Genomic DNA, 14,700 nt, shown 5'->3' on the forward strand with positions numbered 1-14,700 from the left:
CTCGACTACATTGCCGGCTGCATGGAAGGTTGTCGAACGGAGACCGGAGAGCGTATCCGCGACGCCTGCGCCGCAAGCATCATGGTTGCTTCATCCGTTAGCCGAGGCGCATCCTCCGGCAGCGAGATCATCGCAATGTCGAGCTTGTCATAGTCGACCATATAGTAACCCGATCCGGTGGCGATGACGGCCTCAGGCCTGATTGCCAGAAGATCCTGGGCCATCGTGCCGACGAACATCGGGCCGCCCCAGATGTACCGGAAAGCATAGACCGGTATGCCCTCAGCCGAGGTGCCGAGCCTACGGATATCAGTCTTCAAGCGGCGATCGGACCAGCCTCCGCTGGAGCTCGATGAACCGCTGGAGCTCGATGAACTGCTCGAACCAGAAGAACTGCTTGAACCAGAAGAACCGCTAGAGCCAGAGGAACCGCTAGAGCCAGAGGAACCGCTGGAACCAGAGGAACCGCTAGAGCTAGAGGAGCCGCTGGAGCCAGAGCCGGCATTCCCACCGGAACGGTTCTCAGAGCGGGCGAAAGCCGGTTGATTGATCGTTGTGGGCACTTTTCTGACGGTGGAAGTGGGATTCCTGGCCGGCGTGGCGTTCCTAGCCGGCTCTTCACTGGCGAACAGTGTCCTGGCGCCAGGGTCGAAGATGCAGCTCTGCAAGATCGCGCCTGAGCCTGCGATGAATGTCGAGCAAAGCAGAACACGGATGATGAGCTTTCTTGTCATGAAGGGCGCCCCCAGATCGCCGGTTTAGAAGAGATCGTACCTCGGATTTCGCTTTACCCATGTCGCCTTAGCGAGCTGAACGAGCCTGTCGTCGAGCGACTTGGTCTTCGGAAGCGCCTTTTGCTCCTGAGTGGTCAACTCAGCGACGAAGGTTTTTTCCGCTTTCTTCTTTGCAGCATTGGGCAAGGTCTTGAGTTCCGCCTTTGCCTGGTTCTTCGGGTCGCCGCTGCCCGGCATGTTGATGGCGGTGGCCAGCGCGAAATAACGTGCCGCCGTTGCAAGGCTGTCAGCGTCCGTGCCTGCTTCTTTCGCCAGAATGGCGCGGTCGAGTGCACCCCAATAGTCGCCGCGTTCTGCGCCCATCTCGAGCCACTTCACCGCTTCCGCCTTGTCGGCGGCAACGCCGACACCGTCGCGGTACATGCGTCCGAGGTTTGTCGGGGCATAGGGCTGACCGCCCTCTGCCGCCCGCGTGAATAGCTCGATCGCTTTGGGAAGATCCTCCGGTGCGCCCTTTCCGAAGCGGTAGACGAGCGCAAGATTGTTCAACGAATAGATGTCGTTGCGCTGGACGCCAGCCTCGTAGAAGCGGATAGCCCGCTCCGGATCGGCTGGAACGTTGACGCCGTTGAGGAAGATATAGCCGAGCTCGTTCATCGCGTAGGTATGGCCGAGATCTGCGGCCTGGAGCATCAGGCGTAACCCCAGTTGCTGATCGGCCTTGGTGCCACGGCCGTAGTAGAGGGCTTTGCCGTAGCTGTGCAGGGCGAAGGGATCGCCCTTGGCCGCACCACCCTTGGCGATCTCGCTTGCCTTGGCTGCGTCACGCGGGACGGAAGCACCGAATTCGTAAAGGCTCGACAGTTCATAGATCGCCCGGACATGCCCGGCATCCATCGCCTTCGTGATCGTGGCAAAAGCCGTCTTCGTATCGCGGTTGGCAAGCTGGGCGCGGCCGAGTTGATAGACGAAGCGCGCCACCTCGGGATAGGCCTTGACCGCCTCCGCGCAGGCCGGCAGTGCGGAGGCGGGGTCGATCTCGTTCGGCAGTTTTCCGGCGGTCACGCCCTGCAGGTCGAGGGGTGCCGCGGCCGCGGTGTCGCAGGCGTCGAGCGCCGGTTTGAAGGTGATGGTGGCCGGCGCCAGGTCGTCATTGGCGGCCTGCACCGTCAGGGCGAAAGGCTGGTTTTCGGTGCCGATCTGCGGCTCGTAGGAAAGGGTCGGAATATCGGCGGCCTCCAGCACGTGGCCAAGCCCGATCACCCGGTCACCGGCGCGCAGTGTGCCCTTGCCGGGCAGGGCCGCGACCTTGAAGGTCATTTCGGTGGCCGATGCCGGGACGGCAGGCAGGCCGGCTTCGACGGGGCCGACGCCGATCGTTGCGCTGACGTCGCGCGGCAAGGTCTTCAAATAGGCATCGACATCGGCAAGCCGCACCTGTTTTTGCTGTTCCAGCTGGGCGAGCTTGGCGCCGGCATCCGCCGAGACGGTGATCGCCACCACGCCCTGCGTCGCCTGGCCATAGGGGTCGCTGACGGTATAGCCGATCAGGCCGACGGTGCCGGCGGCAACGCCGGATGAATCATAGGTCAGCGCCGTCAGGGCTGCGGCCGGTATCTTCGCGCCCTGCTCCACGGGCTTGCCGTCGAAGCTGAGTTTGCCGGTCTTCGGAAGCTGGTTGAGGGTGACGAGCAACGCCGAGCCGGTCTCGTCATGCGGCGGGGCGATCGGCAGTTTGGTGGCAGCGGCTCCCTCCGGCACGCTCACCTGCTGCATCGGTTCGACGCTCGGCGGCGGTGGCGCAGGAATGAAATAGAAGCTGTCGGTCAGCGAGGAGTTTTCCCAGGGAACCTGCTTGCCGCCGGTCATGGCGATCACATCGCGGCGCACATCGGTGAGGACCTGGCGGATTTCCTTGTTGGGTTCGCTGGCGCGCTTGATGAAGGATTCGGAATAGGGGCTGAGAGCACCTGTGCCGTCGAGCGCCACCTGGCCCGGTTCGGTGGAGAAGGCGATCAGGCTGCCGAGATCGCTGTCGATGCGCGCCAGTCCGCGCGTGGCGCCGACCGGTTCCAGCTTTTCGGCCATCCAGAATTTCTGGGCGTTGAAGGGATTGTTGCGGCAGGCGTCGAGGAAGATCAGCTGCACCCGCGAATTCTGCTTGAGATGGTTGAGGATCAGGTCGAGCGGCATGGTCTGCGTCTCGACGTCATAGGGCGTCTCCAGTGTCGCATCGACCGGCACGATGAAATTCTGCCCGCCGACCTGGATGCCGTGGCCCGAATAATAGATCAGGCCGGCCTCGGCATTGCTGGTCGAACGCAGGAAACGGCGCACCGTATCCTCAAGCCCGATGCGGTCGACATTGACGCCGATCGTCACGTCGAAACCGGCCGCGCGCAACGTGCTGGCGACCTCTTCGACATCATTGGCGGGATTGGGAAGCGAAGGCAGCGTCTTGTAGACCGAGTTGCCGATGACCAGGGCGACGCGGCGCCCGCTCTCTTCCGTGATGGCGGCATGTACGGTGCCGATCGACAGCAGCATTGCCGCGACGATCAGCAAATAAGTGCACAGTCTCCTGACGTGGTGAAACTTGGGCATGGCTCGATCGCAAACATCTATTGTCCAGAGTTCAATAAAATTTGCTGGCCTGCTGGTGCTGGGCCCCCTCCGCATTCACAGTTTGAAAATATTCCTCGGCGCTTCAAAAATCAAGCTTCGCCGCCTCCAAGTGAATTGGAGCAGTCCCGTCAGATTGGAAGCCCGTCATCCACAAGAAAGACTGTCGAAATCAGGAATTTAACATGCGGCGGCGAAGTTTCCTTAACCTCGAAACGTATAGTTGCTGATCGAGGCCGGTTTCATCTCGATAGAGAAGCCCGGCAAGGTGGGCGGCATATAGGCGGCGTTCTCGATCCGGCAGGGTTCGAGGAAGTGTTCGTGCAGATGGTCGACATATTCGATGACCCGGCCGTCCTTGGTGCCGGACACGGCGACATAGTCGATCATCGACAGATGCTGCACATATTCGCAGAGGCCGACGCCGCCGGCATGCGGCCAGACCGGCAGACCGAATTTGGCGGCGATCAGCAGCACCGAGAGGACCTCGTTCAGCCCGCCCATGCGGCAGGAATCGATTTGCACGATGTCGATCGCGCCCTCGGCGATGAACTGCTTGAACATGATGCGGTTCTGGCACATCTCGCCGGTCGCGACCTTCACCGGGCTGATCGCCTGGCGGATCTTGCGGTGGCCCGCGACATCATCGGGGCTCGTGGGTTCCTCGATGAAGAAAGGCTTGGCGAAGGAGAGCGCCTTGACCCAGTCGATCGCCTGGCCGACATCCCAGACCTGGTTGGCGTCGATCATCAGGTAACGATCGGGACCGATCACCTCGCGAGCGATCCTGAGGCGGCGGATATCGTCTTCCAGGTCGCGGCCGACCTTCATCTTGATATGGTCGAAGCCGGCGTCGATCGCCTCCTGGCAGAGGCGGCGGAGCTTTTCGTCGCCATAGCCGAGCCAGCCGGCCGAAGTCGTGTAGCAGGCATAGCCGTCTTTTTCGAGGATGGCGATGCGTTCGGCCTTGTCCGCCTCGGCGCGCTTCAGGATCTCGACCGCTTCGTCGCGGGTCAGCACATCGGTGAGATAGCGGTAATCGACGATATCGGCGATCTCTTCCGGCGACATTTCGGCGACGAGCCGCCAGACCGGCTTGCCGGCCTGTTTGGCCAGCAGATCCCAGACGGCATTGACGACCGCGCCGGTCGCCAGATGAATGGCGCCCTTGTCCGGGCCGATCCAGCGCAGCTGGCTATCGCTGGTCAGATGCCGCCAGAACCGGCCGGGATGGGCAAGAATCTCGGCAAGATCGGCGCCGACGACGAGGTGGCGCATCGCCTTGATCGCCATGCAGCAGATGTCGTTGCCACGGCCGATGGTGAAGGTCAGGCCATGGCCGGCAAGATCAGGCGCGTCCGTATCGAGAATGACATAGGCGGCCGAATAGTCCGGATCGGGGTTCATCGCATCGGATCCGTCCAGGCTTTGCGACGTGGGAAAGCGAAGATCGAAGACGCGAAGATCGGTGATGCGGGTCATGATTGTTCCTCCCGATTATAATTGTATGGGGCCGATGGCGGCGGCCGGATCGGCCGGCGGTGCCGCCGGCCGCGTGATCGGCTAAAGCGCGTTGCGATCTTTCAGATTCGCTTCTCACGCTTTAGGTCTTTGTTTTACGCAATTCCCGGCAAAACCGCTTCGCGCTTTGCCTGGGAAAACCGCTGCGCATTTCCCCTGGAACTGCTCTCAATCAGATCGTCCAGCCGCCGTCGATGGCGATCGCCTGGCCCGACGTATAGGTCGCGCCGGCGAGATAGACGGCGAGATCGGCGATCTCCTCCGGCGAGCCCAGCCGGCCCATCGGCTGGCGGGCGATGAAGGCGGCGCGCGCCGCATCGTAATCGCCCTGGGCGCGCATGCGGTCCTGCAGCGACGGGCTTTCAACCGTGCCGGGGCAGATGGCGTTGCAGCGAATGCCCTGGCCGACGTAATCGGCGGCGACGGATTTGGTGAGCCCGATTACCGCCGCCTTCGTGACGCCATAAGCGAAGCGGTTCGGCACGCCCTTGATGCTGGAGGCGACAGAGGCCATGTTGACGATGGACCCGTCCTTGCGTTCGATCATGCCCGGCAGCACGGCCCGGATGGTGCGGATCATCGCCTTGACGTTGAGGTCGAAGGCGAATTCGAGATCGGAATCCTTCATCTCGAGGATAGAGCCGGCATGAACGAAGCCGGCGCAGTTGAACAGCACGTCGACAGCGCCGATCTCGGCGACGAGGGCCGTGACCGCATCGTCTTCGAGCACGTTCAGTCTGTGGGTGGAAACGCCGGTTTCGGCGGCCAGCGTCGCCAGCGCCTCGGTGTTGATGTCGGTCGCGTGGACCTTGGCGCCGACCGCGGCAAAGGCTGTCGCCGTCGCCCGGCCGATGCCCTGGCCGGCGGCGGTGATGAGAACGGTCTTGCCGGAAAGTCTGTTTGTCATATCACGGGCCTTTTCTGGAATTGTCTATGCTGGACGACGGAATGCGGTTTGTCTTGATGAGGCTCGGGGGCGAGGCTCGGGCCTTTTCTCATTTTGCGCGCTTCGACGGTCGTCCGGCAAGATATTGTTGGCGGCTTGCCGCCCAGTCCTGGTGCCGGGAAGGCCACGCGGTTTCACCTGATATCGGGCGACGTCTTCAGTCATGATTTGTCTGTTTATAGACAAACAGACGATTGGCCAAGGGTCAAGCGTGAAGTTTTCCTTTTCCGGCTGCAGTTCTGCGTATATGCAGAATGGTATTCACAGGAGGAAGGAATGGAGACCGACGAGTCAGACCGCTACCGCGCTCCTGCCCTCGACAAGGGCCTCGATATCTTGGAACTGCTCGCCGGTGTCGATACCGGCCTCACCCAGGCCGATATCGCCAAGCGGCTCGACCGCAGCCCCAATGAATTCTACCGCATGCTCGATCGCCTGGTGCGCCGCGGTTACGTCACCCGGCTGGACGGCGATCGCTATTCGCTGACATTGAAGCTCTTCGGTCTTGCCCAGTTGCACGCGCCGGTGCGCCGGCTCGCCTCCTATGCCACGCCGCTGATGCGCGATCTCGCCCAGCGGACGCGCCAGGCCAATCACCTTGCCGTCTTCGATCGCGGTGCGGCGGTTGTCATCGCTCAACAGGAGGCGCCTGACTATTGGGGGTTCTCGATCCGCATCGGCGCCCATATCAGCCTCTTCGACACCGGTTCGGGGCATGTGCTGCTCGCCTTCCGCAGCGAGGAGGAGCGGGAGATGATGATCTCGGAACATGTGCGCAGCCGCGCCGACATCGAACTCGGGCCCGATTTCTACGACCGCCTCGAGCAGATCCGCGAGCGCGGCTACGAGATGATGGCAAGCGCCCAGACGGCGGGCGTCTACAACCTTTCCGCCCCGGTGCTCGGGCCGGACCGACGCTGCATCGCCGCCCTCACCTGCCCCTTCATCGCGCTCGTTAATGCGCCGTCCGCGCCCGATATCACCCAGACGATCATGCTGGTGCAGAAGACCGCCGCGCAGCTTTCGCTGCTCGCCGGCGCCGATGTCGGCCATTCCGGCTGACGGGTCCCCTCGGAAAAGCCCGTCGCGAAGCAGACTTGCGAATCGCATAAGTTCGTGCTTATGTGTCGACATGATCGAGAACGACATTTTCCGAGCCTTGGCCGACCCAACCCGCCGCGCGATCTTCGAGAAGCTGGCGGCGGGCGGCATGAACGCCAGCGCCTTGCGCGCGGGCATGGAGATCAGTCAACCGGCAATGTCGCAACATCTCTCGGTTTTGCGGAACGCAAAGCTCGTGAGGGAAGAACGGCAGGGGCGTTTCGTGAATTACGAAGTCGATCCGGAGGGACTGGCTCTCATCGCGCAATGGTTGGCGAAATATCGTGCCTACTGGCCTGCCCGCATCGAAGCTCTCAAGGTCTTGCTGAAGGATATGGACCAATGAACGACAGAAAGGCCACCGAGCAGAAAGACGGCATCGAAATGGAATTCGATCTGGATGAACCGCCGCACAAGGTCTGGCGTGCAATCAGCATCCCCGAATTTCGGGAAAACTGGTTGCCAAAAGACGCTTTGGCCGATCCCGAACCGGCCACTGTCACACCTGGCGAGGAAGTCCGTTATAGCCTGCGCGACAATGCTCCACCTTTCCTTGAAAGCTCGGTGACGTTCACGATCGTCCCGAACGCGACCGGCGGCACCCGCCTGCGCATTATCCACGAACTGACCGACGCGAGGCTCGACCGGATGGCGAAAGCGGCCGCGAACAGCAACAGTCCGCCCGTCATGCTCGCCGCCTGACGCGGCAAGCCCCGTTAAATTCTCGAAGATTGGAGTTCGCCGATGCGCGAAGCGATGCAACTCGTCCCTATGGTCATAGAACAATCCAGCAGAGGAGAGAGGTCTTTTGACATTTACTCCCGTCTCCTGCGCGAACGCATCATTTTCCTCAACGGCGAGGTTAACGACACCGTTTCCGCTCTGGTCTGCGCGCAATTGCTGTTTCTTGAGGCCGAGAATCCAAAGAAGCCGATCAATCTTTACATCAATTCGCCGGGCGGTGCCGTGACCAGCGGCCTCGCCATGTATGACACCATGCGCTTTATCCGCGCGCCGGTTCATACGCTTTGCATGGGGACAGCCCGGTCAATGGGATCGTTCCTGCTGATGGCAGGCGAGACCGGTGAAAGAGCTGCATTGCCCAACGCCAGTATCCTCATTCACCAGCCCTCCGGTGGCTTCCAAGGGCAGGCTTCGGACATGCTGATTCACGCCGAAGAAATCCTCAAGACCAAGCAGCGCATGACGCGGCTCTTTGCGGAGCATTGCGGACGCTCCTATGAAGACTTTGAGCGCGGGATGGATCGCGACCGCTTCATGACGGCGGAAGAAGCATTGGAATGGGGTCTTATCGACCGTATTCTAACGGTTCGGGAAGACACGGCCAGCCTATAAGCTGTCGCGGAAATCCAACAAAAGTTGGAATTTTTAACCGCCGGGAATTTCTATTTGAACAATCCATTCACCAGGGATAGGTTGCCGCAAAACCACTCTTGGAGGAGAGAGCGTGTTCATCGACACCCATCTGCACATCATCGATCGGTCGGCGCTGCCCTATCCCTGGCTTTCCCAGGCGCCCGCTCTCGATCGTGATTTCCTCTACGAGACCTATGCGACTGAGGCCCGGCGCTGCGGCATCACCACGGCGCTGCATATGGAGGTCGACGTCGATCCCGCCGCCATGCAGGCCGAGACCGATCACGTCGCCGGCATCTCCAAAAAGGAAGGCAGTCTGCTTGCCGGCGCCATCGTCTCCTGCCGACCGGAGGAGCAAGGTTTTGCCGCCTATCTCGAGCGACAGAAGGCCGATCCCTTCGTCAAGGGGTTCCGCCGCGTGCTGCATGTCGTGCCCGACGACGTCTCCGAAGGCGCCCTGTTCCGCGAAAACATCCGGCGCATCGGCGGCAGCGGCCTGACCTTCGACCTCTGCACCTTGCCGCATCAGGCGGGCCGGGTGACTGAACTCGTCGATCTCGCGCCCGATGTGCAGTTTGTGCTCGACCATTGCGGCGTGCCGGATATCCGCTCGGATGCCTTTCAGCCCTGGAAGGCCGGCATATCGGAGATCGCCCGACGGCCGAACGTCGTCTGCAAGGTTTCCGGGGTGGTCGCCTATGCCGATGCCGGGACCTGGACGGCGCAAACGCTGCAGCCCTATATCGAACATGTGATCGCAAGTTTCGGCTGGGATCGTGTCGTCTGGGGCAGCGACTGGCCTGTCTGCACGCTCGGCGGCGGCCTCTCCACCTGGGTCGCGGCGACCCATGCGATGCTTTCCGGCGTTGGCGAGGCCGAGCGCTCGAAGCTGCTTTTCGCCAATGCGCAGCGTCTCTGGGCGTTCTAAAAAGCACCGCCCCAAAAGAGCGCAGTGGTTATCAAAGACTTAAAGCGCATTTGCATGGACCGGGTGAAGCAACGCTCTTCGCTCATTGTTTTTATGCATATCACCCCCGGATTCGCTGCACACGCCCCGCCGACAGGCGTCAACATCACGAAAATAATGACGTGCCCGGCAAAAGTGCTACTTTGGCATGTTTTTTGCTGGTGATGTGTGGTGAGATAATGACGCAGACGCGTTGTATCGGTTTGGGACGACTTACAACCGAGCAATTGCTAGCTTTATTCATCTCGGGTAAAAGTTGTCAGGCGGAGATATGGCAAATGGCCTGATCTCCGCTGTATCAGGAGGGAAATAAATGAAAGAAGAACCGCACTCAGTAGATGTTCACGTCGGAAAGACGATCCGCATCCAGCGTCTGTTGAGGAAAGTTTCTCAGACGGAACTGGGAGATCGTGTCGGCGTAACGTTCCAGCAGATCCAGAAATACGAAAAGGGTTCCAACCGCGTTTCCGCCAGCATGCTGGTCGAAATCGCCGGCGCGCTGAAGGTCGATGTCAGGACGTTTTTCGACGACCTGTCGACCCCTGCTACGGCCAACGACAACCCTGCTCCGAGCGAGGAATTCGTTATTTCGCGCGAAGGCGTCCTTCTCAATGCGGCGTTCTTTTCGATCAAGAACGAAGCTCTTCGCAAGAAGATTCTGAAGCTCGTCCAGGCGATCGCCAACACCGAACAGTTGGACGCTGACGCGGCCGAATAAACCGGTCCTTCACGCAATCCAACGGGCCGCATGAGGGTCAATGGCGATCGATCAGAATTAGATTCTCGCTGGCATCCTTCATTGCGATCTTGGCTTTGCTGCCGAGCAGCTTCTCGAGATTGACGTCAAGCTCCCTGTCGGGATCTATGCCGTCCCAATCGATAACGACCTGCAGCAGCGCCATGTTCGTCAGGTGCATCAGATTACGCAGCTGAAGCTTTTCAGCCTCCTCCTTGGCTGCCGACAGCAGCCGGAAGATCCTTGCGTATTCGCTGCCTGTACCTTCGTTGTGTTGTTCAAACATCGTTCCCGCCTTCGTTGGCCGTGAAACCCTACGATTCCATCCACTACTGCATCTTTGTGCCGCGACCGTTATTCAAGCGTTACAGCAACCGCATTGCGCGTGACTTCGGCGTGCAGGAGCTCCCAGTGCGAGGTTGCGGCAAAGTGCCAGTCACGGTTGACGGGAAGGAATTTGTCCCTGCGCAGCCATTCCAATACCAGCCGCGCGTCGTTGCGCTTGCGCTCGACGCGGTTGCCGCGAATGGCGGCGAGGATGTGGTCGCGGCGCGGTTTACGGAAATGGCACTCGTCGGCCACCTTCGCATAGGTGCGCTCGGAAAAATGCAGGAAACGGCCGGCAAGCAGAAGCTTCTTGCGCTCGCCGGGTGAAATCTCGCCACTGGCGTAAAGCGCATCGATCGTCGGCTCGAAATCGACCCAGGGCACGGAAAGCGGCAGCCAGCCAAGTTCCTGCGGCGCATGCACCAGCGCGACGGCCTCGTCGTCGAGCAGCCGCCCGGACTCATAATCCTCGAAGATCGAGCCGAGCCCGACCATGCCGAAGGGGGCGCATTCGGCTGCCCGCAACGCGCCCATGCTGGCGCCGCCGGCAACGGCGACATCGTGTTCGAGCGCGTACAGAATTTCCTTGTGCCAGACCGAAGGCAGATCGCCGAAATAGCCGTCGACGAGGCCGATCGCGGTGGCGCCGTCCTCAACGGCTTTCAGAATGTCGCCGGCGGCGGCCGGCGGCCGGAAGTCGATGCAGGAAGACATCGCCCTTGCCGCGGCAAGATCGCTGCCCAGGCTCGGGCCGACGAACAGCACCTTCATGATTCGGCTCCTCTTATGGTGTTGACGGCGCGCATGCCGAGCTGGATGTACTGGCCTGAGATATCGACCTCCAGGCCGGGCACGATCACTCTGACGACGGAGACCGGCAGGGCCGGGTGCGGAAACGGCACGACGACGATCTGCTCGATGCCGGTGGCCACCAGCCGGTCGGCAATATGGCCGATGGTCTCCTGGATCGTCGCCTTGCGGTGATGACGGGGCTGGAACGGGCGCATCCGGCCGTCGCCCTCGCACAGTTCGACCACCTGCTGCATCGCCGCACTCCTGTCGAGCCGCTGATAGATGCGCGGCGAGAAATCGTCGCGGCTGCCGGCAATCGCAGTCAGCCGGCTCTGCGCCGCTTCGGTGATGGCGCGCAGCGCGGCGCGCACGGGATCGGGGTGGCAGCCGCAACCGCCGCAGACATGCGACCAGCGTGCGTCGACACGGTCGGAAAGATTGCCAGGCATGATGACGGCCAGAAAGGCGGGAATACCGATATCCGTTGTCATGTCGAGCAACAGCAGTTTCATGCCGGCGCGGGTGATCCGGTCGGTCATGACGTCGATCACCGCATCGCCGAAGGAGGCCGGGTCGATGCGGCTTTCCTTCAGGCGCTCCGGCGATTTCAGCTGGGTCAGGGCCCAGGCGTCGCGCTCCACCAGCTCGCAAAGCCCATGCAGGACCGCCTCGGACGGCGTGTTGCCGGAGGCCAGCCCATCGCTCGACTGCTCGAAGCCCGGCGGCCTCTCGCCGCGATGGTCGAGACCGACAAGCCACCAGGGTACGAAGACGCTGCTGCCGGACAGGATGTCGAGCCCGGAGCACCAGGGAATGGGACGGCTGCCGATCTCGTCGGGCGCGCAGCGTGCGACATTGTCGAGGTCGATCATGGCGGCACGCTCCGCCCGCATGCTCTCGACGGTCGCCTGCGTCAGGTCGGCGGGGGCAATTTCGGCGATCCGCGTCTCGACCGCCTCCATCGCCGCCGAGGTCATGGCGGCCTCGTTGTCGATACCCTTGCCCTGAAAGACCGAGAGCGTATGGCTGTTCGGCCTCGTTGCGAAGGCGACGGGGATGTTCAGGACGTCGAGCGCGGTCAACAGACCGACGCGGGTGATGCCGAATTCGCGCAGATGCGGCCTGATGGCCGCGAAGGTCTGCGCCGGCGTGACGGCGCGGTCATGATAATCGCTGACGCCTGCCGATGATCGTTTGAGGTCACCGGCAAGCGTTTCAAGGTCGGTGAAAGCGGACATACCGATTTGTTCCTTAGCGGAACCTCAGCGCATGCGTCAGGCTCTCGAGCGCATTGGCGGAAACGTTGAGTTCATCCTGCTTCATGGCTGCTCTGGCAGCTGCAGAGAAGCGCAGCGACGGTGTCTGAACTGCAGTGCTTTCAGCATTCGTCTTCATGTTCCATCTCCGATTGGTTGGGCAGCGCCTTGCTGCCGTTAACCATCAGAGGGAAACATTACCTGCGTCATTTAAGCGTTACAGGCTTCGTTAAAAGGCCGCGCAATCAGGGAAGACCGGCAAGATGCAGGCCCTGTATCAGCGGTTCGGTATAGGCGGGATCGCGATCGGGGACGAAATGGCGGATATCCTCGCTGCGGAAATCGGGGAAGTTTTCCAGCACCACCCTGGCATAATTCCTGGCCTTGGCCGTATCGCCCGCCATAGCATGCGAGGCGGCGAGCAGGCGGGCGGTTGCCTGCTTGGCCTTCACCGGTTCCAGCGCCTCGATCGCCATTTCATACTCTTCGCGCATGAAATGGATGCCGCCGAGGTTCCAGTAATAATAGTCCGGCGGCAGCGGATTGAGTTTGAAGGCCGCGCGGCTGAGCTCCAGCGCCCGATCGAAATCGCCATCATGGGAAAGCGCGTCGGCGAAATCGGCGAGGATGTCGGCATCATTGGGATTGAGATCCTGGGCCTGCTGGAAATATTCCAGGCTTTCGTCGAAGCGGCGGCGATAGAGCGCCACGAATCCGAGCTCGCGGTAGGCCCGGCCGCTGTTCGGGTCGGACTGCTGCGCCTGCCGGGCAGCGCCGTTCGCCTCATCGAGCAGTTCCTTGTCGCGCATGCCGCGAATCAGCCATTCCATACCGAGCGCGCGCGACACGCCGGCATGCGCAGCCGAGAAATGCTCATAACGATTGAGCGAGGATTTGAACCATTTGCGCGCCTGGCGCAGATGCTGCAGATCGGTCTGGGCGATCAGCCGCTTGCCTTCCAGATAGAGACGATAGGCGGACGGCGGCGCCTCGCCGATCGGCATCGCCAGTTCGTGGCGCTCGATCGTGTCGGCGAGCGAGGAAACGATGCGCCGCGTCAGATGCGCGAAGGATTCGCTGATCTTCTGCATGACCAGCGGCAACTCGATGGCCCAGATCACCTCCGATGTCGTCGTCCGTGTCAGGCGGCAGGTCGCAAAGACATCCTCGTCGCGACCCTGGATGGTGACGTAGACCGCATAGTCGAAGCTGAGGTCGAGCGGACCGGACACGGCGCGCGACGGATCGATCGAACGGCTGAGGATTTCCAGACTCGTATGCGCCGCGATCACCTTGAAGCCGCGCTGCTGACTGAGGCCGATGGTGACGTCTTCGAGAAGCGCCCTGCCGACGCGCTCCATCAGCGGATCGGTAAAAATGCTTTCCGGCGGCAGGATGATGATGCGCGGCTGACCGAGCAGAGTGATCGCGAGGTTCGGCCCCGGCTGAGAATGACCTGAAGCCGCTTGTGCCGCCGGCACCAGGTTCAGTTCGCGGGCAAGAGCGGTGGTGCTTTCCTCCGGCTCGGTGTCGAAGTCGTCCTTCAGCTGGCTTTTGCACTTCAGATAGGCCTGACGCGCCGCTGCCGGATCGTTCATCCTGACATAGGTGCGCATCAGGGCACGATAAGCAGTCTCACTGGCAGGATCGAGTTCCAGCAGGCGCCTGGCAAGCGTGACCTGCTCTTCATCAGATCTATCGTCTGATGTTTCGACCAGCCGGGCGAGATGGGTGGAGCGCAATTCGTCGATGCGCTGGCGCTCGAAGGTCAGCCAGTCCTCGGCGCCCTGCGTCGGCGATTTGACGCCTTCGAGCAATTCGCCGTTCAGGAGGCCGCCGTCTTCGGGTGCGAGCGGCCCTTTCTGTTTCAGGATATGAACATCGACCTCCCAGCCGGCGGCAAGGCCGATATGGGTTCGGGTCGCGGCCAGCAGCGGCGGAAGGTCGGCGGGAATGCTCTGTTCGATGCGCGCCAGGAGCTGGCGCAGACTACCTGCCCGCTTTTCCGGCAGCTCCGATTGCCAGAGTTGCCGCCTGACGGTTTCGCGGTCGAGTTCGAGATCGGCTTCGGCAGCGAGCATGGCGAGAAGAAAATAAGACTTCTCCGGCAAGGGGAGTTCCTTCCCCGCCGCCAGCAATCGCGGTCTTCCGAGCAGGCACAGCCTGTTCGTCGACATTTGCCCGGATGTCCGTTGCATCTCGGTTCTCACCCCCGAAAGCCAAGGCGCGCAAACGCACCGGCGGTCAAGACATCATGTTAAAGCTATAAAGCCGCCGCGCATAGCGGCTTTGCTATAAAAAAGAAGAAATTTCATCGATTA

15 protein-coding genes are annotated in these 14,700 nt (G+C 61.4%); 6 read left to right on the forward strand and 9 right to left on the reverse strand.

Features of this window, described 5'->3' with window-relative positions; all coding sequences use genetic code 11:
• Window positions 1-5: 5 nt before the first annotated feature.
• The 4 genes from FHX10_RS10765 to FHX10_RS10780 all read right to left on the reverse strand — a co-directional run bounded on the left by FHX10_RS10765 (window position 6) and on the right by FHX10_RS10780 (window position 5,784).
• A complete protein-coding gene (locus FHX10_RS10765; RefSeq protein WP_063475710.1) occupies window positions 6-320 on the reverse strand; it encodes a hypothetical protein in 315 nt (104 codons plus the stop codon).
• 438 nt (window positions 321-758) lie between these two features.
• Window positions 759-3,338, reverse strand: a complete 2,580-nt coding sequence (locus FHX10_RS10770; protein ID WP_097630170.1) for a caspase family protein — start codon at window positions 3,336-3,338, stop codon at window positions 759-761.
• A 222-nt stretch (window positions 3,339-3,560) separates the two neighbouring features.
• On the reverse strand, window positions 3,561-4,838 hold the full coding sequence (locus FHX10_RS10775) for an L-fuconate dehydratase (protein WP_097630171.1): 1,278 nt from the start codon (window positions 4,836-4,838) through the stop codon (window positions 3,561-3,563).
• 211 nt (window positions 4,839-5,049) lie between these two features.
• The gene (locus tag FHX10_RS10780) at window positions 5,050-5,784 is read right to left on the reverse strand and encodes an SDR family oxidoreductase (RefSeq protein WP_047611919.1); all 735 of its coding nucleotides are present in this window, start codon (window positions 5,782-5,784) and stop codon (window positions 5,050-5,052) included.
• Window positions 5,785-6,099: 315 nt separating this feature from the next.
• Here FHX10_RS10780 and FHX10_RS10785 point away from each other — a divergent pair, with 315 nt between their 5' ends.
• From FHX10_RS10785 to FHX10_RS10810, 6 genes are all read left to right on the forward strand, one after another.
• Window positions 6,100-6,885 (forward strand): IclR family transcriptional regulator, encoded by a 786-nt coding sequence (locus tag FHX10_RS10785; RefSeq protein WP_097542612.1) that lies wholly within the window; start codon window positions 6,100-6,102, stop codon window positions 6,883-6,885.
• Window positions 6,886-6,955: 70 nt separating this feature from the next.
• Window positions 6,956-7,270 carry an ArsR/SmtB family transcription factor gene (locus FHX10_RS10790; protein WP_097630172.1) on the forward strand — a complete coding sequence of 105 codons (315 nt, stop codon included), beginning with the start codon at window positions 6,956-6,958 and terminating at the stop codon, window positions 7,268-7,270.
• Window positions 7,267-7,626 (forward strand): SRPBCC domain-containing protein, encoded by a 360-nt coding sequence (locus tag FHX10_RS10795; RefSeq protein WP_097630173.1) that lies wholly within the window; start codon window positions 7,267-7,269, stop codon window positions 7,624-7,626. Before FHX10_RS10790 ends, FHX10_RS10795 begins: the two co-directional genes overlap by 4 nt.
• 42 nt (window positions 7,627-7,668) lie before the next feature.
• Window positions 7,669-8,280, forward strand: coding sequence for an ATP-dependent Clp protease proteolytic subunit (locus tag FHX10_RS10800; protein ID WP_097630174.1), 612 nt, complete (start codon window positions 7,669-7,671; stop codon window positions 8,278-8,280).
• Between the two features lie 112 nt (window positions 8,281-8,392).
• On the forward strand, window positions 8,393-9,229 hold the full coding sequence (locus FHX10_RS10805; protein WP_097542608.1) for an amidohydrolase family protein: 837 nt from the start codon (window positions 8,393-8,395) through the stop codon (window positions 9,227-9,229).
• A 352-nt stretch (window positions 9,230-9,581) separates the two neighbouring features.
• Window positions 9,582-9,986 carry a helix-turn-helix domain-containing protein gene (locus FHX10_RS10810; protein WP_028759063.1) on the forward strand — a complete coding sequence of 135 codons (405 nt, stop codon included), beginning with the start codon at window positions 9,582-9,584 and terminating at the stop codon, window positions 9,984-9,986.
• 37 nt (window positions 9,987-10,023) lie between these two features.
• Here the strand turns inward: FHX10_RS10810 and FHX10_RS10815 are convergent, their stop codons facing one another.
• The 5 genes from FHX10_RS10815 to FHX10_RS10835 form a co-directional block, all read right to left on the reverse strand.
• Window positions 10,024-10,290, reverse strand: a complete 267-nt coding sequence (locus FHX10_RS10815) for a hypothetical protein (protein ID WP_004668299.1) — start codon at window positions 10,288-10,290, stop codon at window positions 10,024-10,026.
• A 68-nt stretch (window positions 10,291-10,358) separates the two neighbouring features.
• A complete protein-coding gene (locus FHX10_RS10820) occupies window positions 10,359-11,102 on the reverse strand; it encodes a TfuA-like protein (protein WP_097542607.1) in 744 nt (247 codons plus the stop codon).
• Window positions 11,099-12,361: a YcaO-like family protein gene (locus FHX10_RS10825; RefSeq protein WP_047611935.1), complete on the reverse strand. Its 1,263-nt coding sequence runs from the start codon at window positions 12,359-12,361 to the stop codon at window positions 11,099-11,101. The genes FHX10_RS10820 and FHX10_RS10825 overlap by 4 nt, the downstream gene beginning before the upstream one ends.
• 13 nt (window positions 12,362-12,374) lie before the next feature.
• Window positions 12,375-12,518, reverse strand: coding sequence for a hypothetical protein (locus FHX10_RS10830; protein ID WP_164735880.1), 144 nt, complete (start codon window positions 12,516-12,518; stop codon window positions 12,375-12,377).
• 106 nt (window positions 12,519-12,624) lie between these two features.
• Window positions 12,625-14,577 carry a BTAD domain-containing putative transcriptional regulator gene (locus FHX10_RS10835; protein ID WP_047611942.1) on the reverse strand — a complete coding sequence of 651 codons (1,953 nt, stop codon included), beginning with the start codon at window positions 14,575-14,577 and terminating at the stop codon, window positions 12,625-12,627.
• Between the last annotated feature and the right edge of the window lie 123 nt (window positions 14,578-14,700).

Origin of the sequence: Rhizobium sp. BK591, assembly GCF_014195045.1 — a bacterium.
In the GTDB taxonomy this organism is placed as follows: domain Bacteria; phylum Pseudomonadota; class Alphaproteobacteria; order Rhizobiales; family Rhizobiaceae; genus Rhizobium; species Rhizobium anhuiense.